At 44.3% G+C, this 25,090-nt stretch carries 12 protein-coding genes; 2 read left to right on the forward strand and 10 right to left on the reverse strand.

Annotated elements, in window-relative coordinates; translation table 11 throughout:
* Nucleotides 1-78: 78 nt before the first annotated feature.
* The 8 genes from GWK08_RS10010 to GWK08_RS10045 all read right to left on the reverse strand — a co-directional run bounded on the left by GWK08_RS10010 (nt 79) and on the right by GWK08_RS10045 (nt 20,306).
* Nucleotides 79-2,346 carry a hypothetical protein gene (locus GWK08_RS10010; RefSeq protein WP_163606911.1) on the reverse strand — a complete coding sequence of 756 codons (2,268 nt, stop codon included), beginning with the start codon at nt 2,344-2,346 and terminating at the stop codon, nt 79-81.
* 4 nt (nt 2,347-2,350) lie between these two features.
* Nucleotides 2,351-10,045 (reverse strand): FG-GAP-like repeat-containing protein, encoded by a 7,695-nt coding sequence (locus GWK08_RS10015; protein WP_163606913.1) that lies wholly within the window; start codon nt 10,043-10,045, stop codon nt 2,351-2,353.
* Nucleotides 10,046-10,149: 104 nt separating this feature from the next.
* On the reverse strand, nt 10,150-11,760 hold the full coding sequence (locus GWK08_RS10020) for a RagB/SusD family nutrient uptake outer membrane protein (RefSeq protein ID WP_163606915.1): 1,611 nt from the start codon (nt 11,758-11,760) through the stop codon (nt 10,150-10,152).
* Between the two features lie 10 nt (nt 11,761-11,770).
* On the reverse strand, nt 11,771-15,163 hold the full coding sequence (locus tag GWK08_RS10025) for a SusC/RagA family TonB-linked outer membrane protein (RefSeq protein WP_163606917.1): 3,393 nt from the start codon (nt 15,161-15,163) through the stop codon (nt 11,771-11,773).
* Between the two features lie 83 nt (nt 15,164-15,246).
* The gene (locus GWK08_RS10030; RefSeq protein WP_163606919.1) at nt 15,247-16,392 is read right to left on the reverse strand and encodes a FecR family protein; all 1,146 of its coding nucleotides are present in this window, start codon (nt 16,390-16,392) and stop codon (nt 15,247-15,249) included.
* Nucleotides 16,393-16,717: 325 nt separating this feature from the next.
* A complete protein-coding gene (locus GWK08_RS10035; protein WP_163606921.1) occupies nt 16,718-17,323 on the reverse strand; it encodes an RNA polymerase sigma factor in 606 nt (201 codons plus the stop codon).
* Between the two features lie 43 nt (nt 17,324-17,366).
* A complete protein-coding gene (locus GWK08_RS10040) occupies nt 17,367-18,311 on the reverse strand; it encodes a metallophosphoesterase family protein (protein ID WP_163606923.1) in 945 nt (314 codons plus the stop codon).
* 828 nt (nt 18,312-19,139) lie between these two features.
* On the reverse strand, nt 19,140-20,306 hold the full coding sequence (locus GWK08_RS10045) for a proline dehydrogenase family protein (protein WP_163606925.1): 1,167 nt from the start codon (nt 20,304-20,306) through the stop codon (nt 19,140-19,142).
* Nucleotides 20,307-20,405: 99 nt separating this feature from the next.
* Here GWK08_RS10045 and aroB point away from each other — a divergent pair, with 99 nt between their 5' ends.
* Both aroB and GWK08_RS10055 read left to right on the forward strand, forming a co-directional pair.
* A complete protein-coding gene (aroB, locus tag GWK08_RS10050; RefSeq protein WP_163606926.1) occupies nt 20,406-21,476 on the forward strand; it encodes a 3-dehydroquinate synthase in 1,071 nt (356 codons plus the stop codon).
* Between the two features lie 178 nt (nt 21,477-21,654).
* Nucleotides 21,655-21,936, forward strand: coding sequence for a hypothetical protein (locus GWK08_RS10055; protein WP_163606928.1), 282 nt, complete (start codon nt 21,655-21,657; stop codon nt 21,934-21,936).
* Nucleotides 21,937-21,965: 29 nt separating this feature from the next.
* Here GWK08_RS10055 and GWK08_RS10060 read toward each other — a convergent pair whose 3' ends face one another.
* Complete coding sequence (locus GWK08_RS10060) at nt 21,966-22,484, reverse strand: DinB family protein (protein ID WP_163606930.1); 519 nt, start codon at nt 22,482-22,484, stop codon at nt 21,966-21,968.
* 11 nt (nt 22,485-22,495) lie between these two features.
* Nucleotides 22,496-25,078, reverse strand: a complete 2,583-nt coding sequence (locus GWK08_RS10065) for a phosphoenolpyruvate carboxylase (RefSeq protein ID WP_163606932.1) — start codon at nt 25,076-25,078, stop codon at nt 22,496-22,498.
* Nucleotides 25,079-25,090 lie beyond the last annotated feature (12 nt).

Here is a 25,090-nt window from a genome sequence, read left to right on the forward strand (position 1 = left end):
CGAAATAGAAAGAGCTCCTACTCTACTACAGTTCTTATTACTAATAATCGATCTTTTATTTGACTCAAGATCTCTTTGTTATTCTTCACAGGTTGGAATGCATTTATGTTCTGATTTTAGATGACCTGCTTCGGGAATTGAAGCAATACCATCCTTGTAGCCATCAATTAAACTGTGCTCTCTGTGGGGTAAAGAAATATTTTCCTTAAAATCAAAATCATCGGTAAGCTCCCAGTAACTTCTCCGTTCGAGAACCAAAGTCTGGGTGGTAACGATCCAACTCTGTATCCAGCCTGTAAGTGTACCCCAGGCTCCCCAGCCACCATCTGCATTGGAGGCCCAATAATCCCAGCGTTCATATTCAAAGGCTCTGAACCAGCCCCCGTCCATATCATTGTGTTTTTCACTTTTTATCTGGATACGGGCCAGAAATTCCGAAAGTTTGGCAACAGCCTCATGATATCTACTATTTCCGGTGGCATGAGCCGCTTCATTCAGAGCGAAAAAAGCAAAGTTGCTGGTATAGAGCATATCGGCCACAGGATCGCCATTCTCAAAGATCAAAGGGGCTTCCGTAGTGCCATAAGCCTCATTACTGGGCGTGGAGCCGTATAAACCACCTGCTCCTCCAAGTTCTTCCTGAATGGCACCGGAGGGTTGCTGGTTCTCTAATAATCTGGAGACTACGGCATCCAGCCACTGACGGTGTTCTTCGGAATCATCTACCCGGACCAACCAGGCCAGAGGCAGGATCATCCGGGCTCGCTCCTGCTGTATCCCATTGGTCCATCTCCAGTTATCAGGATAGGCTCCCATGGTCAGCCCTATAGCCGTCCTCGCTTTTTCCAACAGGGGCTCATACCCTGTTTTATCGTATAACCACAGGTAACAGGCCCATATCCACGACTCGAAATGAGGGTGGAAACTCTGATAATCCCTGTTATTATAATGCCTCCACCCATTCCTGTTTATACTCGAATGATGCAGGCGTCTGCTTTGAAAACCTTGTTTGCTACTCAACCTGAAATTAGAAAGGATATTCTCTACGATCTTCCGGTTCCATTTCTTGTTTCCAAGACGAGCGGAAGCACCGATCGCTCCAAGAATTGCGCGGGCATTGTCATCTCCCCAATGATCATTCAGGCTGGTATACGCCCAGGCAATCAGGCCAAAACTAGCCTTTCCTCTATCTGATTTTCTCCAGGTGGACTCAAATAGAAAATCCATAAGATTCTCCGATTGCTGTAAATAGTCAGGCCTTTGCAACAGCACCCCTCCTGCTGCCAGGGCATAAGCTGTTTCTCCCTGTACATCGGCCCTTAACCAATACCTGTATTGTTGTGAACCGTCATAGGACAATCTGGAGGCATGCCCTTCGAGGATGCCCAGAGATCCATCTCCATTCGGGTATTCCTGAGGTACAGGAGGACCATAAGGCCTTCTGCCATCTTCCTGTTCCTTTAACCAATACTCCTTCCAGTTAGGGTGAATAAAGAACCTGCCATTGTAATACCATTCAACCCCTTTGGCCACCGAAGTCGTGAGGGCATCATCCGGTAAAGGTTCATTCTTTTCATACATAGGAGCCACATCCCTGGCCGATGACCAGGTATTTAATTGGATCCTTTCTCCCGTTAACCAGCGAAGAATGGTTTCCCATACTATTTTCCAGGAAGCATGAGGGCCAGAGCGTGCGGTGCGGAAATTGGTAAGTTTGGTCATGGCCAGGAGCATCTCCCAATTGGAATCGCCCGTGTAAAAAACATGATTTAGCACATCATGGGTATGTACACCTTCAAGGCCATATTCGGCTTTATCAAAACCCGCTACCTTCCCGAGTTTGATCATGGCATAGGCACCGGGTTGGGTATCAGAAGTCAGGTTGGACGCTAAAATACGGGCATCATTGATCCCCAGTATACTCATAGGAGGCAGGCTATTTCCGAATGATTCATCGATCACGATCCCCCGCTCCAATCTTGTGCTATTATAGTAATCTGAACCAATCTGTATATCGGGGATCGTATTGCCGGGGTATTCCACATAGAGCCTTATGTTCTTTTCCCTCGCCTCTGTATACACTCCGGAGGGTATCTGATTCCGTTGGTTCGGATATCCGTCGGCGGCAATGATCAAGGCTCCCATTACAGGTGTTTCTTCTACAGCTTCTTCCGGGTTATCATAGTGAATTAGCTCCAAACCTTCTTCAGCAGCCAAAACACGATAGAGATCGTTATTGACATCTCCGCAAAAAACTATTTCCGGTCTTTGAGTTTGGGAATATCCCTGAACAGTTATCATTATCAACAGGAAACAAATGACCGCAGATCTTTTTGTTTTATTCATACCCTTATTCTTTTATGATCTTCACTATGGTTGGGTTCTTATTTCCCAGATGTAAAAAATACACTCCGGCGGGTAATTTCTTCATTCCTATCACTGCTTTACGATTGCTAACAGCATATGTTTTTGAGGATACCTTTACTCCAGATACATTGTAGATAGCTGCGGTTATACTTGTTCGATCTCTTGGAAGAACAAGCTCTACATCCGATCCGGTAGGGTTGGGATACACCAGGAGCTCTTCAGACCAGGGTGTTTCCAGCAGAAGTTTCCCTTCACAGGCCACACCGGAAGTGACTTCTATCTTATCTCCCTGCTGTACAGCAAGGGAAAAACGGTTTGTATGATAACGACCTGCTGGCCTGTCATTTATCTGCACACTATAGGGAGCTGTACCCGAACTGATCTCTACAGATAGCTTATCTGCTACTCCGTTTGTTTCACTTATCGTAGTTCTTCCGCTTAATTGTTGAGCTTCTGCTATTTCTACTTCAAAACATTGTTTGCAGTCAGGTGGTTCCTGAAGGCTGATACATACATCATAGGTTCCCGGGGAAAGGTCCCCCACCTTCAGCTCCCCGGTAAATTCGTAGGACCTGTCCCCGATCCTGGCTGTATAACTCTCTTCCTGTTCAACGGTAATGGCAATGGCCCCGTTGTTTTTGTCAGTACAGGTCTCCCCGGAGGTTTGTAGCTGGAAATTGTTTGCTGCAAGCCCGTGGAGGGCGCAGCCCCTTACCTCTACCTTGAAACTAAGGTCTTTCGAAGCGCCGTGGGGGTCCGTGGCCGTCAGGGTAACCTCGGTTTCTCCTGTACCTATACCTTTTAGAACCAACTGAGGAACACCTTCATTTGAGGGAATAAAATATACAGCCATAATATCTCGGTTATAATCAGCAGAAAAGGAAAGTTCCTCGTCCGGATCATCTTTATCAGTAAAAACATTGGCCAGGGCTATAGGAGCACTTTCTGAGCCTTCTGTGAGTTTCTGATCTTCAATATTATTGATCACTTCCGGAAGCTTGTTATCATCATCGATAATGGTTACAGTGGCCATATCTGTAATGTCAATATGGTTTTCAGATACGCTATGTGCCGTCAGATCGGACATAAGCACCGTCAGGTCTTTCGATCCTTCTTTTTCCATGTCATTGATCAAGGGAATGGAAATTGACTTTGTTTCGCCTTCCATCCCTTCAAATGTCAGAAGCATGTTTACAGGGGTATAATCACTATCGGACATAGCTGTTCCGTTATAAGTACTCAATCTCACTTCAAAGCCCCCATCCACCGGACGGTCCAGAATAGCATTTAACATAACAGGGCCTTCATCCTCTGAAACTGAAACATCTTCTATGGTTACTTCGGCAATATCATTGTTGAGAATGGTATAGGTATGCTGGTTGCCGGTTCCCAAGCTAACATCAGATGAAGGGTTGGATAAAGTAATGATTATAGTTTCATCAGTTTCAACGATATTGTCATCTATGATGTCCGTAATGGAAATACTTTGAGAAAGGCTTCCGGCTGAAAAAGTCAATGTGCCGTTGCCCAGAGTATAATCCGTGCCTTGCGTTGCTGTTCCTGTAACCGTATATTCTACACTTACCTCTCGTTCAACGATATTAGAAAGGCTAACTTCCACATCGGCTGAACCTGTATCCTCATAAGCTGAGGAATCGCTGTTTGCAAAAGAGATCGTTGGCAGGTCGTCATCGGAAATGACAATGATAAATTGTTGTAGTTCTTCTTCTTCAATACCATTGTTCACAGAAGAAATCTCTACTATAATGGTTTCATCACCTTCTACTGCAGTGTCATGAATTGCGCTAATGCTTATACCGGCTTCCGTTTCCCTGGCAGGAATGTTTATAGTCTCGGGGGCATCATAATCTGTTCCTCTGCTGGCAGTTCCGGAATAGAGAAGATCTACCTCCACATTTGTGGTAGAGACAGCCGATAAGCTGGCAGTTAATGTGGCCACTCCATCCGTCTCGGGAATTTGTGTTTTATCTACCGAAAGAGTGACCGTGGGCAGCGCATTGACAATCAAATCTTTATTGGCTCTCAATGAATGAGGGTCACCCGGCCAGGGAAGTGTAAGACTGGCATCATTACCCGCCGGATCCTTAATCCTTATTCCATCTCCAAGAGTCAATGCCTGGGTACTGGCATAATCAAGATCGTTGGAAAAATCACCTGTTTGAACGGTATAGGTAAAGGTTAAGGTATTATTACCGGATCCTGAGGTATAGTTTATTATCTGGTCATTATCGCCTGTTTCCAGGGTGAGTTGAGGGGTTCCGGTGACTGTGACCGGTTCAGAAAATACTATCTGGATCTGGATGCGGTCATTCGCTCGGTAAACATTGGCATCACCATCCGGGGCATCGGAAGTAACATTAGTAATTGTCGGAGCCGTATTATCTCCTCCTACTCCACCTCCATCGGTAATCCGCCAGCCGTCGTTCTCTATAAGGTTGGTCCGGGCTATTTCGGCGGGAGAACCTATAGTATAGGTAGAATTCCCTGCATCAAAAACCACATTCTGTTGTACCTCCTGCGCTCCCCAGCCTTCGAGCAGGGCGTTATAATTTTCATTGGAAAGACCTGCTTCCCTACCGAACATACTGTTCATATCGATAACTCTTCTGATATCCCAATTACCTATGTTCTGGTCAAAATTGACAGCTCCATGGAACATAAAGGCCATATTAGTGACCTTACCCACATCCCAATTGCCAATATCCTGGTTAAATTCCGGAGCTTCTGTAAACATACTACCCATATTGGTCACCTCACTCGTATCCCAGTCCTCTATTCGGGGAATGAGAGTAGTACTGGCCTTACGGAAAGCATTCTTAAAACTAATGGTTCCCGAAGTATTTAAAAGATCGGGAGCAGTGATCTCTAAATTTGTGCATTTGTAAAAGTGCCCTTCGTTCCTGCCTAATCTTAAGGAGCCCCAGGAAGAGATCTCTGTTATTTTTTCCCTGCTGTCATTATCTTTAAAACTCCAGCCATCAATTTCCCCGCTAATGGTTACGGTATAGTCCCCCGGTCCGGTATAGGTATGTGTTACTGCATCCTGATCCCAGGCTGTGATCTTGTTGGAAGAGCCGTCTCCCCAGTTTACCGTAAAATTATAGGAACCCGTTTCTACCAGTGGCAAGCGGATCTTTTCATTGGTCGTGGTAGTTTTCCAGGTGGAGATAAATTTTTCGGAAAAACCTCCCTCTCTGTTGTTTTTGTACCAGGCAATGGTATGATCTCCGGAAGAAGCCGAAAGTACATCCGGGTACCCATCGCCGTCCAGATCTTCGGTATGTACCCATCGGGCGCCGTCTGCATCTTTGCTTATCAGTTTTTCATTGGTTGAGGGATCTCCGAAGTATCCTCTACCCAGGTTCTCATACCAGGCTACTGTATTGTCTTTTTGGGAAGTTGCCACAACATCCATATCGCCATCATTATCCAGATCCACTGCACGTACCGAGCTGGCTCCCAATGCTGTGATAGATATTTTATGTTCTACCCATATTCGTATCCTTATCCCGGAGATGAGTCCGAATGGTTTTATTCTGTTTTCATACCAGGCAATGGTATTATTTCCGGCTGATGCAGCGAGTACATCCATATCGCCATCATTATCCAGGTCGGCAGCATAGATCGAAGTAGCTCCCATTGCCGTGGCACTGATAAAATCCTTAGCTTCAAATGGGTTGGAGATATTCGCCTGATCGGTGAAATTTCCATGCCCATCGTTTTTATACCAGGCTATCTTATTATCATTATAGGAGGCAGAAAGCACATCCTGGTTTCCGTCCCCATCTAAATCTGCTACATGTACGGCCATTGCCCCCTTTGCATCTGTAGAGATGATTTGCTGCTCTCCAAAGTTTCCATCCCCATCATTTTTATACCAGGCAATCTTATCATCATTATAGGAAGCGGAGAGCACATCCTGATCCCCATCTCCATCTAAATCTGTTGCATGTACAGTCATTGCTCCCTTAGCATCTGTAGAGATGATCTGTTGTTCTCCAAAGTTTCCGTTCCCGTCATTTCCGTACCAGGCTATCTTATTGTCATGGTAGGAGGACGAAAGTATATCTGTATGGTTGTCATCATTCAATCTGGCTGCATAAACCGAAGTAACACCATTTACTTTAACAATAGTGTCCTTTGTTACAGCATCTATTACCGTAGCAGCGATCACATTCTGGTTAGAATAGGGATTCCCTGCTCTGAAATCAAAATTCCCTTTGCCATCCTTGTTTTTAAACCAGACGATCTTGTCATCGCCATAATGAGCAGAGATAACATCCTTGTCTCCATCGTCGTCCAGATCGGCTGTGTGAATAGATCGGGCACCTCCGGCCACTTTGCTGATCACTTTTTTATCCGGGCCTGTGATACCGGGATTTTTCCTGTCAACAGGATTATAGTACCAGGCGATCTTGTTGTCTCTGAAAGAAGCTGATAGGATTTCCGGATCACCATCGCCGTTCAGATCCGCCGTATAGACCGAAATAGCACTGTCTGCATTACTGTTTATTATTCGTTGACTGGTTCGTAAATTGCCAAAATTCCCACCACCCAGGTTCTCATACCAGGCAATCGTATCATCCAGAAAAGAAGCCGAGAGCACATCCATATCTCCGTCCCCGTCAAGATCGACAGCATGGACAGAAGCGGCACCATCTGCACTTCTACTGATAAAGTGATGCTTAGGGAAATTTCCATGCCCGTCGTTCTCGTACCAGGCGATCTTATCGTCCAGGTAGGAAGCTGAGAGTACATCCAGATCGCCATCGCCATCCAGATCGACAGCACGAACGGAAGACGCGCCATCTGCTCTTCTGGTGATAAAGTGATGTTTACGGAAACGTCCGCTCCCATCGTTCTCATACCAGGCGATCTTATCGCTCAGCTCTGAGGCCGAGAGCACGTCCATATCGCCATCACCATCCAGGTCGGCTGCATAGACCGAAGAAGCCCCTTCTGCATGCCGACTGATAAAATGGTGTTTGGGAAACTTTCCTGTCCCATCGTTCTGGTACCAGGCGATCTTATCGGATTCTTTTGAAGCCGACAGTACATCCAGGTCCCCATCACCATCCAGGTCGGCGGTGTAAACCGAAGTAGCGCCCTCTGCATGCCGGCTGATAAAAAAATGTTTCGTGAATCTTCCCGTCCCATCGTTTCGGTACCAGGCAATCTTATTGGAATCATAGGAAGCAGAGAGTACGTCCGTATCTCCGTCACCGTCCAGGTCGGCGGCATGTACCGATCGGGCACCTTCTGCATGTCGGCTGATCAAATGGTTCTTAAATTCTCCTTCACCCAGGTTTTCATACCAGTTTATATTATTGTGCTGAGCGTTTGCAGAGGCCGAAAGTACGTCCATATCACCATCGCCATCTATATCGGCAGCCCGGACCGATCGGGCACCATAGGCCTTGCTATCGATCACATTGGGCTCTTCTTCCATCATAAAATTAATGATATCATTGGCGTTTTCGGCAATGTCCAGGTTGTCGGTCAGATCCCAATAGCTGTTTTGCTCTTCCACCAGGGCCTGGGTGGTAACGATCCAGGTCTGGATCCAACCGGTAAGAGTACCCCAGGCCCCCCAATTGGTATCGGAGTCCGAGCCCCAATAATCCCAGCGATTATAGTCGAAAGCCCGGAACCAGGCACCGTCCAGGGCATTGAGCTTGTCATTCTTTTGTTTTGCTTCTTCGGGGACATTTACCTGAATACGGGCCAGGAATTCTGAGAGTTTGGCTACCGCTTCATAATACCTGCTGTTCCCTGTGGCGTGGGCCGCTTCGTTCAATGCAAAAAAGGCAAAGTTACAGGTATAGAGCATATCGGATACCGGGTCGTTATTAGTTATATTCAAGGGAGCCTCTGCACCGCTGTACTGGGCATTAGTGTATGGAGGATCAAAACCATAATTATTTATGCGCCCCAATTCCTCCCGGATCGCTCCGGAACTATCCTGATCTTCCAGGATATCAGAGACTATGGTATCCAGCCATTGTCGGTGCTGTTCGGTATCCTCTACCCGTACCAGCCAGGCCAGGGGCAGAACCATCCGGGCCCGCTCCTGCTGAAAGCCGTTAGTCGACCTCCAACTATGAGGAAAGTCTTCCGTAGAAGGATATGCCTCCATAGTTAATCGTATAGCCGTTCTTGCCTTTTCCAGTAAGGGTTTATAGGCTATTTTATCGTACAGCCAGAGATAAAGGGCCGGTAGCCACATTTCAAAATGGGGCTGAAATCTCTGATAATCCCTATCGAAATAATGCCGCCATCCGTTTTCATTTATTGCTTCAAAAGTATGATCTGTGCTCTGGAATCCCTGTCTACTACTTAATCTGAAATTGGAAAGAATGTTCCGGGTAATTTCCTTGTTCCATTTATTGGTGCCCAGGCGAGCGGAAGCACCGATCATACCAAGGATAAGGCGGGCATTGTCATCGCCATAATGTACATTTGTCTGCCCTCCCCAACGCCAGCCAATAAGGCCGTAGTCGGCTGCCTGAGGGTCGGTCCTTATCGGGCTATCTTCGCTAAAGAACAAAAAGTCCCCTATATTTTCTGCCTGTTGCAGATAATCGGGCCTTTGCAGGAAATCCCCACCCATAGCCAGGGTATAAGCTGCTTCTCCCTGTACATCTGCCCGTACCCAGTAACGGTATTGTTGAGGGCCATCGACCAATATTTTGGTGCCCTGCCCCTCCAGGATCCCCAAAGTTCCATCACCATTAGGAAGATTCTGATCTAAAGGCGTACCCAGAGGAGTGTAAGTATTATTATCTAACCATATCTTTTTCCAATCCGGATGTACAAAAAAACGTCCATTATAGTACCACTCCACCCCCTTGGATATAGATGTTCTGAGCACATCATCGGGTAAAGGTTCGTTCTTTTCATACATGGGAACTATATCCCGGGCTGATGACCAGGTATTTAATTGAATGGTTTCCTCTGTTAACCAGCCAAGAATGGTTTCCCATACTATCTTCCAGGAGGCATGGGGGCCATAACGAGCAGTCCGGAAATTGGTAAGCTTGGTTGTGGCTACTACAGTATTTCCTCCTTTAATAAGTACAGGCCGGGTATTGACATCTCCGAGACCATATATTGCCGAATCAAAACCTGCTACCCTGCCAATAACAATAAAAGGGGTATAATTAAGAGATCCCACCCCTACAACACGGCAATTATTGATCCCTAAAATGCTCCTCGGTGGCAGGCCCTCACCAAATACATTAATGTTCTCATTCACCACCCCTCTGTTTAATCTGGGAATATCATGATCTGTTGAAGTAACGGTCATTACTCCGGGGACATCAGTTTCGGGATATTCTATATAGAGCTTTATGTTCCTGTCATTGACCTTTGTATAAACTTCCTGCGGGATCGAATTCCTTTGCCACCGATATTCTTTTTCAATACTATCGTATATACCATATTCATCGGCGGCAATGATCAATGCTCCTCCTTGGGGCGTTCCATCTACAGCTGTTTCCGGGTTATCATAACGGATTACATTCAGGTTTTCTTCGGCCAGTAAAACACGATAAAGATCATTATCTGCATTCCCGCAAAAATGTATTGTTGGTCGCTGTGTTTGGGTGTAGCCTGTAAGAACCATCAATAATATAAGAAAGGACACTGTTTTTTTCATAAGAAATAATTTTTAGATCAGCAGAAAGCATGAGCACTACCCCCGATGACGGAGGCAGGCCCGTTCTAAAGATTTAATAATATCAGATGTTGCCGGAAGAGGGTCTAAAAATTACTTCCCGGAACATCCCACCACAATCGTGTTCCCCCTGTATCAGGGCGGCCACCACCCAACAGTTTTACTGCATCTGCTACCCCCTGGGGATTTCCGTTTTTCTCGGTTATAGGAAAATTGATCCTTCTGATAAATTCTTTGGTACTGATCTCACCTCTGCTTTTGTTTTCTGCTACGGGAAATAGCTTCGGATAGCCGGTTCTTCTGAACTCAGCCCAGGGTTCGTTACTTTCCGGGAAACAGGCTATCCATTTCTGGGTAATGATCTTTTCGAGTTTAACCTCTGGCTCTGCGCTTTCATCCCATTTAATGGTAGCCGTACTAACGGCCTCGATATTGTAGCCCTTATTAGCCGGATCTATATAATTAATCGGTTTGCTGCTTTCATCCGCAATATATTCTTCGGCACCAGCCAGGCCGTGTTGTTCAAAAGAACTTCTGATACCCGTTTCATAGAGGAACTGAGCAGTTCCTCCCATTCCGGCCCATCCTCTTAGAGCACCTTCCGCTCTCAGGAAATAAACCTCAGCGGCTGTCATTAATAATGCATCGTGTGTATCCTCTACCACATCTCCGATTAAAGAAAAAGGAAGGTAATCGTTCTTATCATCTATATTTATACCTGACCGCATTCCTTTATAAGTGTCTTCGAGGCCCGGAAAAGTGGAAAAATCAAAATACCTGGATAAACGGGGATCCTTGTATCCTACCATAATGGATTCGATACTTGCTCCCATTCTTACATCATTTGTACCGGAACTTAAGATCTCTACAGGATGTACCGAAGCGGTATTGGTTACTATAAAATTCTCCGAAGGGCTTTCGATAACCCCAAATTCGTTTGCCATGGCCGTTTCTGCCTCCGATCTGGCTTTGTCCCCATCGGCATTCACTATTCGCATTGCCAGCCTAAGCCTCAGGGAGTTTGCAAATTTTATCCAGGCTCGGTAACTCCCGGCATATTTGCTTACATCGGCACTCCCGACTATTTCCGGTTGCTCCGAATTAATCGCCTTCGTCAGGTCGTTAACAGCCAGGTCGAGTTCCGCAAAAAACTGGTAATATACATCCTTCTGGCTATCAAATGGGGTGGCGGTATCCGAGCTTCCATATCTGGAAAAGATTATGGGTCCGTAGATATCGGATACCCTGTGCATGGCCTCTACTCTGGCGATCCTGCCCAGGGCCAAAAAAGGGGCCAGTGTGACATTGTCCTCGGACCGTTCCTCCAACTTCAGAAAATTACTCATATTAAAACCGTAGGCAATGGTCCACGGTTCCTGATTCCAGCCGTCCACCAATGAGTAATGCGTATTATTATTATTACCCCTGTAGGGCGTCGGGATTCCCATATATCCTGAATATACATCAGCAATTAAGCTTCCCTGAAGCTGGTAACTCCCCAGACTGGAGGTCAGGCTAAAAGGGTAAATACTGTACAACATCGGGGGAAGGAGCTCTTTTACATGATTAAAGTCCTGTGTCAGCTGCTCGTTGGAAAAGCCTTCAGGATTCGTATTCACTTCTTCAAAATCGGAAGTACACCCCCATATAAAAAGCGATGTGCAAATTGTGATCATTATTTTGTTATACCTTTTCATTTTTTTTGTTTTACAGCGTTATTCTAATGTTCATTCCTATACTTCTGGTTATTGGGGATGAGAATGATTCCACCCCCTGCGATCCTTCAGCAGTACTAAAGGAAACATTCGGATCGAAAGGAGCTTTTTTATAGATAAAGAACAGGTTCCTCCCAATCAGGGAAAGGTCCAGGGATTTAAAGAAGTTTTCCTGTGAGAGGTCAAATCTGTATCCCAGTCTGAGTTCCCTAAAGTTGATATTGGTGGCATCATATACATATTCGCCTGTGGCACCGGATCTTCCGGCAACACTTCTATAGTAGATTTCGGCAGGGATAGTCCCTGTAAAAGGCGTTCCGTCCTGCTCTACGGCATCCAGTGTTACCCCGCCCGCATTCCGGGCATCTGCAGTTTGTTGAGAAACCCCGAAATCGTCGAGCATGGCCTGGGTAAGGCTCATTACGTCTCCGCCAAATCTTGCATCAATCAAAAAGTTAAGCGTAAAATTCCCGTAGCTAAAGGCATTGTTCCAGCCGAGGATCCAATCGGGATTGGCATTTCCAACCGTAGTCATTTCACCATCTTTGGTCAGGCCGATAATGTTCCCGTTATCGTCCCTTTCTATGATCGGTTTACCATCTTCGTTCCGGGTAAGCTTTATTCCTTCTATGGAGCCGAAAGCTTCGCCGTCTACCAGGGCATAGTTATAATTTACGATCCCTGTCGGCGGTGTTAAGAAAGACTTCCCTCCCAACACATCGGCCAGTTGTACCTTGCTTTGATTGGAGGCATAGTTAAAAAGGGTATTCCAGTTAAAACCTTCCGAACTCATTAAAGTTGCCTCCAGGGAAAGCTCTATTCCCTTATTTTCTATATTCCCCGCATTAACCGCAAAAAAATCGTATCCCTGCGGATTGGATGACGGCGCCGGGATCTGAAAAAACTGATCTATGGTATTGGTCCTGTAATAGGTAAGTGCCAGACCCAGTTTGGCTTCGAAGAATTTCCATTCGGTCCCGATCTCAAAGGACCTTTGTTTTTCGGGCCTCAGGGTAGTATCTTCCAGAGTTCCGATCAGAGGAGTGATACTCCCTCCTCCTCTTCTGTATAAATTGATGGGATTGGTCAGGAAAGAAGGAACATCGTTCCCCACCTCTCCATAAGAGATCCTGATCTTGGAAAAACTGATATCCTCCGGCATATCCAATAGCTCACTCAGGATAGCACTCAGACCAAAAGAAGGGTAAAAATAAGAGCGATCCAAAGTTGAAGACCAGTCGTTTCTGGCGGTAATATCAGCATACAGCATTCCTTTATAACCCGCCTGTATACTCCCGAATAAGGACTGTAACTCCTTACGTTGCCCCACATCCTTTCCGATACCTATGGTTGAATTGAAATTGGCCAGTGTAAACCAGTTGGCAAGCTTAAGCCCACCCCCTGTAGCCTGAGAATCAAAATAGGTCAGTTCTCCGATCGTACTTTTGGTAATACTGCTACCTATATTTACTGTAAAATCCAGGTCTTCGTTTATATCTGTATCTATGCTGGCTATTACATCCCCATAAACCTGGGTATTTCCTAAATGCTCTTCTATATAACGCCCGTTTACATGGCCCAGGGTAGTTTGTCTTCCGGCATGGATCCTCTTTTCAAAAGAGCTATAAAGCCGGTCATAACTTATTCTCGACTGGAGGGATAACCAGTCATTTATTTTTCCCGTAAGTGCCAGCGCCCCCACGAACCGCTGATTCCTGTCAATACTCGGTTGTCTGTGCAGAACCCAGTACGGGTTTTGTTCAATATCCTCATCAATGGGCCAGTTCTCAACAAATAAATTCCGGGTCGGATCAAAGACCTCAAAGTTCTCCCGCAATTCATCAAAATCGTTTTTTCCGCGTGGCATAAGATATAATCCGGTAAGCGGACTAAACCAAAAACCGGCTATCGGTCTGTTGTTTATCGTCTGTTTGGATACCGTGATGCTGGCATCCAAACTAAGCCGGTCATCAAAAAAACCGGCAGTTTCTCTTACATTTAAATTATGCCTGTTAAGATTGTTGGTTGGTAATGTTCCTTTGGTAGAGGTGTTTGAATAGGACAGGTAGGTTTGTGCCTTTTTATTTCCCGATGAGAGGGAAACCGAATTAATAGCGGTCAGTCCCGTCTGAAAAAAGCCCTTTACATGATCTTCAACAGTAGCTCTTCCTCCCCATGTGGTTTGTGCCGTACTGGCGGTAGCTTCGTATTCGGTTTGAAAATCGGGCAGATTGAATACGTTTTCTGTGGTAATATTGGAAGAGATGATCACTTTTGCCTCTCCTTCTTTTCCTCTTCTGGTATTGATTATTATTACCCCGTTGGCTCCCTGGCTTCCGTACAATGCAGAAGCCGAAGCTCCCTTCAATACGTTGATGCTTTCAATATCATCCGGATTGAGAAGAGAGATCGCATCACCTGTATCACGTGCACCCCCAATAAGGCTTCCGAAAGGGTCATTGGGTTGTCCGACGTTGACGTTCAGGATCGGAATACCATCTATGACGTATAAGGGCTGATTATTCCTGGTTGAAGAATTTCCACGCAATACCACTTTTACCGATCCTCCGGCTCCGGAGGAACTTCTGTTAATGTTCAGGCCCGCCACTTTTCCCGACAGGCTATTGATCGGACTGGGATCTTTTATCCTGCTGAGTTCCTCCCCGCCAACGCTTTGAGCGGAATAGGTCAGGGCTTTTTCGGCCCTTTTAATACCCAAAGCGGTTACCACTACATGGTCCAGCTTTTCTACAGCGGTTTTCAGGGAAACATTAATAGTGGTCCTGTCCCCCACCTGTATTTCCTGACTGATATATCCCAAATAACTAAATACCAGAACGGCATCTTTGGAAGCAACATTAATTACATAACTTCCTTCAAAATCTGTGATCACCCCGTTGGAGGTTCCTTTTTCCACAATACTGGCACCGGTCAGGGGAATTCCGTTCTCATCAGTCACTTTTCCATCAATAAGAATGGTTTCCTGATCTGCGGATGCTGTATTTTTCGGGATATTATTGGTAGTCCGTGCTTTTTTTAGAATAACCTGCCGGTTTAAGATCCTGTATTCGGTATCGGTTCCTGCAAACAGCAGGTCCAGCACCCTGATCATCTTCTCACGAACAACTTTAACAGAGACTTTGCGATCTGTATCTACTTCTGTCATCTTATAGACAAACCTGAATTCGGTTTTAGATTCTATATGATCGATGACCTCTGCAATTGTAGCGCCCGTCAGGTTTAAAGTGATCTTTGTATGTTGCGAATAACTATCGGCGCGGGCGCCAAAGATGGCAATGCCCATAAAAAGGAATACAAGTCCTGTTTTCAGATCAAATCGCGGAAAAGGAAAAAGATCCCGATCCCACTTAGGTAGTTTTCTCATATTTTATATTGTTTATCTTGGTTAATCAATTCTTTATCATCTTTTTAAAATTCAAAACAGGATTCATTTCACCGGACCAAACATCATTGAATAATGATCTGGTTGTCTTCTATGCGATAGTCTATCGCATGAGCTTCGTTAAAATATTCCAGGAGATCTTCTATAGGTTCTTTCCCGAAGCTGGCATTGAACAGCTCTTTGCCCAGTGCTGTATTTTGGTTAATGATCCTGATGTTATAATGCCTTTCCAGCTTTTTAAGGATATCACTGAATGCCAGGTTTCGAAATACCAGCTCTCCATTCATCCAGGCCACATAGGCAGAAGTATTTACTTTTTCACGCTTTATGATCCCGTTGTTTTTACTCAGGGAGCCTTTATATCCGGCAGACAAAGCGGTAGGTGAAGTTTCAGCTTCCGGAGAGCTGCTATCAGCGGAGAGTTCTACAGTCCCTTCAACCAAAACCACTTCCGTAGTCTTATCTTCCGGATAAGCGGAAACATTGAATTCGGTTCCGGTCACTTCTATATTTAACAGCTCCGCGTTAACCATAAAAGGATAAGGATCATTCGCAGCAACATCGAAATAGGCTTCTCCTTCCAGAAACACTTTCCTATCCCCGTCTTCGGGGAATTTTACCGGGTATCTCAGGGAGGTTCCCGCATTGAGATACACCTTTGTTCCATCTGATAATTGTAAGCGGAATTGGTTTCCATAGGGAACCTGGAGGGTATGGTATTCTATTTCTTCAAAAGCAGTCGCCCGGTTATAGGTGATTTGCAAGCCGTTCTGGATCCCGATAAGCCGTCCCCGGGAATCCCGGATCTTTTTAACAGCTCCGGTATCGATCGCTTCCTTTTGTCCGTTTTCCAGTATTAATGTAATAGGGGTGTATTCGGGTATCAGAGCACCATCAATACCCTGAGGGGTATGATGGTCCTGCTGATGAATAAGACTAATGGTCAGGAACACTATGGATGCTACCGCATACCTTTTCCAACCTGTGACCATTCCCCTCACAGGCCTCTTTTCGTTATGAATATGTTTCATTACCTTATTACAGGCCATTTCCCAATCGCAGTCTATCACGGCCAGGTTCAGATCGTGTTGAATACGTATATAGGCCTCAAGCGTGGATCGGTTTTTCGGATCGCTCAACCATCTATGGAATACATCGTATTCTTCTGTGTTAAGAGCTTCCGCAAATAGCCCGGGATTAAGGTTTTCCATTATATCTTATTATGAATTTTATACTCCCAATACTCCCGGAGTGGAAAAAACCCTAGGTTGTTTTTGATTTTTTTGATGCCTGCGATTTCAGGAATAAAAAAGAGAAAAGCCCCGAAACGGTCCGGAGCTTTTTCAAAAACTAAACAAACTACTCAAACTGCGGATCAATGAACTTTAGACAAGGAAGTTCTACAAGTTCTCCGCTGTACTGGTTTTATCAGAAGGGTAAGGAACCCCTTCATGAATTAACCTATCATACCCAATACTGTAAATGTTTGAAAAACCCCGGGTTAAATCCGATTTTTTTTCGGGGCGGTAATGATACTTATTTTGAGTTCCCGATCAGGATCAGCAGGAATAGCTTGTCTTTTTCAAAGGCTTCCCTGATCCTTTTATAGGCAGTGCACATATGATATTCTACCGTTTTGACCGAAATACTCAATCGTTCTGCGATTTCCTTATAACCGGCGCCGCTTATTTTATTCAGGCGGATCACCTCCCGGCATCTCGGGGGCAATGCGTCTATGACCGAGCGTAATTTAAGCATCCGCTTTTCCATAGATTCCGTATCCTCCTCCACCCTGTCCTGCAACGCTCGTTCCCACAATTCGTTCAGTAGTTTTTGTTTTCTTTTATCTTTTTTTACACTGTCTATATAGTTGTTGTAAGCAATGGCATACAGATAATGTTTTGGTGACCGACCCTCATCCAGCCTGTTCCTGTTTTCCCAAAGACGGATATAAGCCTGTTGTACGATATCTTCTGCCTGAGCCTGATTATTGTTATAACTCATAATATAAGCCACAAGACGCTGGTAGTAACGTTCGAACAGATGTTTAAATGCGTATTTATTACCCTGTTTTAAGGCTTTTACCGCTTCAATTTCAGTGGTGATTTCCTTTGTTTGTTCTTTTGATCTGATGGAATACATTTCCGTTGTTTTAATAGGGGTTAAACATTGTTATCAGGATGTATCAGGTCCATTTATAAGTGTGATAGGTACGTTTATAGGAGCCATCCGAAAAGAGGTCGATCACGGAAAAACCACAATGTGTCTTCTTCCAGCTTTCCGAATCCCACCATCTCCCGCTAACGGCTCCGCCACCCAGATAGTCAATCCCATCATAGCTTACCATATCCAGCAGATGAAGGTGTCCGCTTAAACAGAGCTTCACATTCTTTTTTTGAGTGAGTATATGCTGGATCTCCAGAGAATCGTTATGCATCAGGCAGGCAGGAAGTAACCAAAATGAGTTTTCTGATTTTGCCCAGTCAAAGACAGAAGCGGACAGGATAGGAATATGGGAAATGATCATTACCGGCCTTGTTTCCGGGATCTCGGAGAGTTTTGACTTCAGCCATCTCTTTTGCTCACCGTCTATCTCGGCATCATATAGCTCTCCCCTGACTTTCTGAACACTGTCTAAAATGATAAAGTGCCAGTCGTTTTTCCGAAAATCATAATAACGGCCGGGGATCTGAAGTTCATCTATAGCCCATTGCTTTCCAAAGCAGCCCTTATCAGTTCTGTTACCGAAAACATCGTGATCTCCGATCGCATATTTTATGGGGAAAGGGATCTTTTCGGCAAGCTGGCTCCAAATGCCCCATTGCTTTTGAACTTCTGATCTTTCAGATGCCAGGGCATCGTAGATCACATCTCCGGTATGGATCATAAAATCAGGCTTAGGTTCCAGTGCCAGGAGCTTTTCTATAAACAACTCCATATGTTCCGGGCAGTTCCTTCCTTCAAAAACACGGGTATCGGTAATATGGATAAGCCTTAGTTTCTTTCTCTTTTTACCCTTTCTTCCCGTACTTCCTGAAACCGGCATAGGTCCGAACAGAGCACCCAAAGCCCCCATGGTTACTGTGGTACCTACCAATGTGAGTTTCTTTAAAAAATTTCTTCGCCCCATAGTTAAAACTGTAAAAGGGATTTGTTTATAAGGTTAAATTACAGTCTTAAGTGATCGATTTATTTTTTTTTCACGAACGAAGTTTTTTTTTCATGAAACGGAATCAAAAAATTGATTATCAGTTATTTACAAACAAGAATGTGTTTTGTATTTGCATGAAATAAGGAAGCAGGAAGTGGTGAATGTTAAGTGCTGAGTTTTGAATGTGTCTTTAGCTAAGATCGAAATTCCAAATTCTAAGTTGCAAGTAAGTGAAAACAAAATTTGTCAATTCGAGTGATCCCAAGGGGATTGTATCGAGAATCAAATTTTGTGTTTACCCTTTATGACTGTTCTCGATACTTTTTCCTGCAGATTTAACCCTTCCGTCTTTAACTGCGTTAAAGCCACCTTCCCTTAAATAAGGGAAGGAATTTTTTTAAGCAGGAGATATACAAAATTCCCCTCCTTTCAAAGGAGGGGTGCCTGCCCCTAGGTAGGCGGGGTGGTTCGTGTACCCCTCTTGTTTTCTCCCCTCCAGGGGAGAACGAAATCCTCAAGGGGACAATGCTAATCACCAATTGCTAACAACTAAAAACCAACAACCATCAACATACACCGAAGCCCAAGCGAAGGTGTAACAACCAGCAATGGAATTCCACCTCTCGACGAGCCTGTATCGAGCGCCCGCGTGCCTCCATCCACCTCTCGACTGCGCTCAAGGTGACACTATTACTATTCAATCTTTGTATCCAGTATTAAAATACACCCCTCTTGTTTTCTCCCCTCCAGGGGAGAACGAAATCCTCAAGGGGACAAGACTAATAGCTAACCGCTAATGGCTAATGGCTACAATTTTCTTCTTCTTAACTCCGCTTTGATAAGTGTAAGTTCTCTTCCGGTTTGTCCGGCAACAGAAGTATTCTCTTCCGCCCTTCTGATCAGGTAAGGGATCACCTCCTTTACGGGTCCGAAAGGAATAAGTTTTACCGTATTGTATTTATTGAATGCCAGGTTATAGCTGATCTGATCGCTCATTCCGTATAATTGCCCGAACCATATTTTTTCGTGATCCTGAACGATTTGCCTTTCTTTCATCAGCTCCATGGCCAGGTAAGTACTGCTTTCGTTATGTGAGCCCACAAAAAGGGAGAAAGTATCCAGATGGTCCAGGATATAGGACAGCACCTTGTCGAAATTTACATCCGTAGCTTCCTTGCTCTCGCAAATAGGCGATCTATATCCCATTTCTTCCGCTCTTTCATTTTCCTTTTCCATATAGGCACCACGAACGATCTTGGCTCCTACTTTGATCCCCTTTTCTTTTCCAAGGGTCTGAAGGTGCTTTGTATATTCCAGCCTGTCCCAACGATAGCACTGGATAGTATTGTATACAATGGTATTCTCTTTATTATACCTGAGCATCATTTCTTCGGTCAGCCTATCGGCTGCATCCTGCATCCAGCTCTCTTCGGCATCTATCAATACAGGTATATTTTTGTCATGAGCATTTTTACAGATCGCATCAAACCTGTTCTCTATACGTTTCCACTCTGCTGTTTCTGCGGATGACAATTCCTTGCCTTCGGAAACTTTCTGCCAAAGGGCAAAACGTCCCAGAGCTGTCGGCTTAAGCGAAGCAAAGGGAATTCCGTTATGGCTATCGGCAAAATCGATCAAAGCGATCTTCTTGCGCATGGCATTATCAAAATCTTCCTCATCTTCTTTTCCTTCCACAGAATAATCCAATAAGGACATAACACCTTTTTCACTTAACTGATTAATGATCGGAAGGCAATCATCTTCGGTAACTCCACCACAGAACTGCTTAAAAATGGTATTCTTAATAAGTCCTTTAACAGGGAGTCCTATCTTAAGTGAAAAATTAGTCAGGGAAGTTCCAAGTCTTACCATGGCAGGCTTTGCCATCATACTGAATAAAAAATGTGCTTTTTTTAAATCCGAATTCGATTTAAGCGCAAAAGCGATTTCGGTGTTCTCAAAAATTTTCTCCATTGAAGTATTCAAAAATGTGTGTAAATATAGTTATTGAAATGATATTTTTTCATGAAAATCCCTTTATTTTGTTCTTTCATTTTTAAGTAATATCAGACGATGCTCTCAACAATAGATTCTGCGGGATGTCCGGTTCATTTTAACGAGACGGCCTATCAACAATTAAACGCTCACCTGGATGAAAAAAAGTATTCCAAACTCTTTCTCCTGGTCGATCAGAACACCCATGAACATTGCCTTTCCGCCTTTTTTAATGCTATAGGAACCGACAGGACTTTTGAGATCATTGAAATTGAAGCCGGAGAGGAACACAAGAATATACACACCTGTGCCGGAGTCTGGGAAACCCTTTCGGAACTCGGAGCCGACAGGAAGAGTTTACTTATCAACCTCGGAGGTGGTGTAGTGACCGATCTGGGCGGATTTGTAGCCTCTACTTTTATGAGGGGGATCAGTTTTATCAATATTCCCACTTCCCTCCTTTCTATGGTCGATGCATCCGTTGGCGGAAAGACGGGAGTAGATCTCGGGCCGTTAAAAAACCAGGTCGGGGTCATCCGACTTCCGGAAATGGTACTGATAGATACAGCCTACCTGGCTACCCTTCCTCCTAACCAGATGCGAAGCGGGTTGGCGGAGATGTTGAAACATGGACTCATCTATTCGGAATCGCATTGGGATTCATTACAGGACCTGTCCAAACTCAACCTGAACGATCTGGATGCTCTTATCCACGAATCCATAGGTATAAAGAATGAAGTGGTTATATCCGATCCGACTGAAAAGGGTCTGAGAAAGATCCTTAACTTCGGCCATACCCTGGGGCATGCCATAGAATCATATCTTCTTCAAAGTGAAACAAGGGAAGCTATCCTTCACGGAGAGGCTATTGCCATCGGGATGATCCTGGAAGTCTATATTTCTTCGAAACTGGCAGATTTTCCGGAAGCAAAAGTAGATGCTGTTAAGGAAAGTATGCTTTCGTATTTTGAGAAGGTTGAATTTAATGAGCAGGATATTCAGGAGATCATTGAGCTGTTGAAATTCGATAAGAAAAACTCCCATGGCAATATTAACTTCGTGCTTCTGGAGGATATTGCCAAAACGAGGATCGACTGTAAAGTTCCTAATGAAAATATCCTGAAGGCTTTTGAGTATTATTCTACTTAAATATATTTTTAAAACATATTGTTACATCCTTATTTAGCGTAGTTATATCTTTCGTGTTTCTGTGCGTTTCTTGTCGTTTTTTTATAATAAACAAGCACATTTTTGTTGAATAAAAAATATCGGAATTTAAAATTTTTGATATACATTTAACTAACCGAACAACGCACAACTCGCAACTATGAAACGCATTATTGTTGATTACAAAAAACTAACCAAAGAAATACTGACCATGCTGGTTGACAAGTATCCGGACGGTTACGGAGACAACGATATCATTACTTTTAAAAATGCAAGTAATGAGACTATTGAAGCCGTAGAAGTAAAGACAAGTGATACTATTTACCTGGTAAAGGTCAGTACTAAACTCGCCAGCTCTATGGAGAGTTTCTTTGATGACGAAGATGATTTTAAGCCGGCAGGCGAAGAAATTCAGATGCCGGAAAAAGACAAGGAAGAATAAAAAAGGAAGCTGTTTAGCTTCCTTTTTTATTAATCGAGATAACGTTCTCTTATTATTTTCATATGATGGCGAACATGCCCGCTAAGTACAAATCCCAGTGCTCTGACCGACATATAGCTTTGGTTGGCCGTTCCCTTCTGAAGGAGGGTATCCTCGCTAAAAGATCCGAATAGATTTAAGGAACTCGATCGTACCGCTTTAAACTCCTCCAGAATGTCCTTTTTGGTTCGTTTTTCTGCATTTGAGTATTTCACGTAATCGTCCTGTTCAAAACCCGGAAGATCTGTCATGTCCTTTCGCGCAAAACGCAGGGCGCGATACTGAAAAACACGTTCCGCATCAATTAAATGCAAAAGGATCTCGGCAACAGTCCATTTTCCTTCCGCATAGGAGTAGCTCATTTTTTCCCGGGGAAGATCAATGATCAACTCTTCAAGCTCGGTTGCACTGGAACTTAAAGCTTCCATTAGTTCGGCATCTCCGAGGATCTCCATATACGGGCTGTAATACGGATGATATTCATCCGCTTTTAATTCTGTTCTTTTCATATTTTTTTTATTTAAGCTGAGTTTCTGCTGGCATTAATATTTCCAAATAAGGAACGGGTCACCATTTTCTCATATACTTCCAGTAAGTCTGCATTCGCTTTACCGCCCTTCTGCAACTGCTGTATTTCCCTAAGCGCATACTGCTGGATAGTAAGCAATGGCAGTACGATCTTTTCCCTTACCTGGATGGAAGCCCTCATAGACCTGGTATCTTCCATTAGTTCTTTATAGCCTGTTACCTTAAGGATCATGTTCCTGCTTCGTTCGTACTCTCCGTGGATAATATTCCAGAATTCCCCGAACTCCTCATCCTCTTTCATATAGGCAGTGAGCTTAAAGAAAGATTTGGTAAGACTCATCATACTGTTTTCCAACAGCGTTCTGAAAAAGGCAGAATTTTTATAGAGCGAGATCACTTTATCCAGCTCTCCTTTCTTATCAAACTCCTCTATTGCGATTCCCACTCCGTAAAAACCGGGAACGTTCTGTTTTAACTGACTCCAGCTACCCACGAATGGGATAGCCCTGAGATCTGAAAAGACCAGTTCACTGGATTTTCCCCTTTTGGAAGGGCGGCTACCAATATTGGCCTTGGCATAATATTTAAGGGTGCTCATCCTTTCCAGATATGGAAGGAATTTAGGATGTCCCTTAAAATCGGTATAGGCCTGATAGCTGATCTCTGCCAACTGCTGCATAGTAGCCCTGTCTTCTTTCTTCAACAAGTTCTCTTCATCTGCAAAGACCTCATTGGCAATTCCGGAACTGAGTATCTGTTCCAGGTTATACTGACAGGATTCCCGTGTTCCGAAATTAGAACTGATGGTCTGTCCCTGAACGGTGATCTGTATTTCTTCATCTTCAATGGTTGGCCCGAGGGAAGCATAGAATTGGTGTGTCTTTCCTCCTCCTCTTGCCGGCGGACCTCCCCTACCGTCGAAGAAAACTACTTTTATGTCATACTTCCTGGATACTTCGGTAAGCACTTCTTTGGCTTTAAAGATACTCCAGTTCGCCATCAGATATCCACCGTCTTTAGTACCGTCTGAAAATCCGAGCATTATGGTCTGTTTATTCCCTCTTGCCTTTAAGTGAGCAGCGTATGCTTTATTGGTATACAGGCCTTCCATTACCTTTCCGGCCACCTGAAGGTCATCTACCGTTTCAAAAAGTGGGATAATATCTACTGTCGGGCTTTTCCAGTCGCAAAGCTTTACCATGGCAAAGGCTTCCATGACATTCAGCATGCTTTGGTTATTACTTATAATATAACGGTTAGCCCCGGCCTCTCCGTTCTGTTTCTGGATCTCCTTAATGGCATAGATAGATTCGAGTGTACGCCTGGTGATCTCATCTTTAAAGAGTTCGGGATTGAGTTTACCTCCTACTTTCCCCAGTATTTTTATCTGCTCTTCTTCTGTGAGTTTATTGTAATCTGCAGGGAAGATATCCAATCCCAGTTCCAGCGTTGTATCTACAATATTGGTCAGTACATTGTGATGCACCCTGGAATCCTGACGAATATCCAGGCAGGCAAAGTAAAGCCCGAATATCTTTACTTTATTGATCATATCGTTGATCTCATCTACAAAGAGAGATTGATGCTTTTCTACCAGGATGGCCCTGATCTTATTCAGATCTGACAGTAATTCCTGCTGACTTATATCACCGCCGCCATCGTTAAGGATCTCATCGTACAGTCTCGACTCTATGGAAGTGATAAGCTTATCAGCTTCATCGAAGGTGATCCTTCTCTTGAGTTTCCTGATATCCCTGTAGTAGTTCTTAATAATGGTAGACCTCAGTCTCCTGGCTACCTGCAGGGTAATATCTGTGGTCACAAAAGGGTTTCCATCCCTGTCTCCTCCGGGCCAGAAGCCCAGGTTCACCACCTGGTTGTTCAGTTCTATATCTTCGAAAACGGTATTTTGCAGATAGTTGAATATCTTGCTTACCGCATGGTAAAATACATTTTCAAGATACCATATCAGGCTGACCGCCTCATCATAGGGAGTGGGTTTTTCTTTTTTGAAAAATGGGGTTTTCCCCAGCTGAGCCATCAGTTTCTTGATCATAGACAGATCCCTCTCTTCAATGGCATTGGCCAGATCGGTAATAATTCCAAGGACTGATCCCGGATAAAACTGTGTCGGATGGGCCGTCAGTACCGGGCGTACCTTAAAACGTTCCAAATACTGCTGGAGTTCTTTGATCTTGTTTTTAGCTTCTGCTTCTTCCTTTACACTTCGGAGGGTTCCCCTTCCGTCCATATTATTGACTACCGGAAAAGCCGCGTCTTCTATAGCGTCAAACAACACCACCTGGCGTTCTATATATTGAATAAACTTGAACAGCAGATCTATTTTGGCCTCCTCATCCCCGCCGTTACCATACTTGGAAAAGAACCTGTCTACGATCTGGGTAGGGTTCTGATTTTTTTCATATCCTTTTTCACAGATCTCACTGAACAGCGGTAATAAAACTCCGGTATTGACAATGTCATCAAAAGGAAGTGTTATAAAAATACTGTTATAAATCTGGTATCGGGAAAGTACATTTTCATTAAATCGGTCTATTTTTGGTTTTCTTGGCATAGCTTGTTTATT

The organism is Leptobacterium flavescens (assembly GCF_010671605.1).
Taxonomy (GTDB): Bacteria; Bacteroidota; Bacteroidia; order Flavobacteriales; family Flavobacteriaceae; genus Leptobacterium; species Leptobacterium flavescens.

Bases quoted from the DNA above. Each gene is read 5' to 3' on its own strand.
- GWK08_RS10010 (WP_163606911.1), bottom strand. From the start codon at position 2,346: ATGAATAAAACAAAAAGATCTGCGGTCATTTGTTTCCTGTTGATAATG.
- GWK08_RS10015 (WP_163606913.1), bottom strand. From the start codon at position 10,045: ATGAAAAAAACAGTGTCCTTTCTTATATTATTGATGGTTCTTACAGGC.
- GWK08_RS10020 (WP_163606915.1), bottom strand. From the start codon at position 11,760: ATGAAAAGGTATAACAAAATAATGATCACAATTTGCACATCGCTTTTT.
- GWK08_RS10025 (WP_163606917.1), bottom strand. From the start codon at position 15,163: ATGAGAAAACTACCTAAGTGGGATCGGGATCTTTTTCCTTTTCCGCGA.
- GWK08_RS10030 (WP_163606919.1), bottom strand. From the start codon at position 16,392: ATGGAAAACCTTAATCCCGGGCTATTTGCGGAAGCTCTTAACACAGAA.
- GWK08_RS10035 (WP_163606921.1), bottom strand. From the start codon at position 17,323: ATGTATTCCATCAGATCAAAAGAACAAACAAAGGAAATCACCACTGAA.
- GWK08_RS10040 (WP_163606923.1), bottom strand. From the start codon at position 18,311: ATGGGGCGAAGAAATTTTTTAAAGAAACTCACATTGGTAGGTACCACA.
- GWK08_RS10045 (WP_163606925.1), bottom strand. From the start codon at position 20,306: ATGGAGAAAATTTTTGAGAACACCGAAATCGCTTTTGCGCTTAAATCG.
- aroB (WP_163606926.1), top strand. From the start codon at position 20,406: ATGCTCTCAACAATAGATTCTGCGGGATGTCCGGTTCATTTTAACGAG.
- GWK08_RS10055 (WP_163606928.1), top strand. From the start codon at position 21,655: ATGAAACGCATTATTGTTGATTACAAAAAACTAACCAAAGAAATACTG.
- GWK08_RS10060 (WP_163606930.1), bottom strand. From the start codon at position 22,484: ATGAAAAGAACAGAATTAAAAGCGGATGAATATCATCCGTATTACAGC.
- GWK08_RS10065 (WP_163606932.1), bottom strand. From the start codon at position 25,078: ATGCCAAGAAAACCAAAAATAGACCGATTTAATGAAAATGTACTTTCC.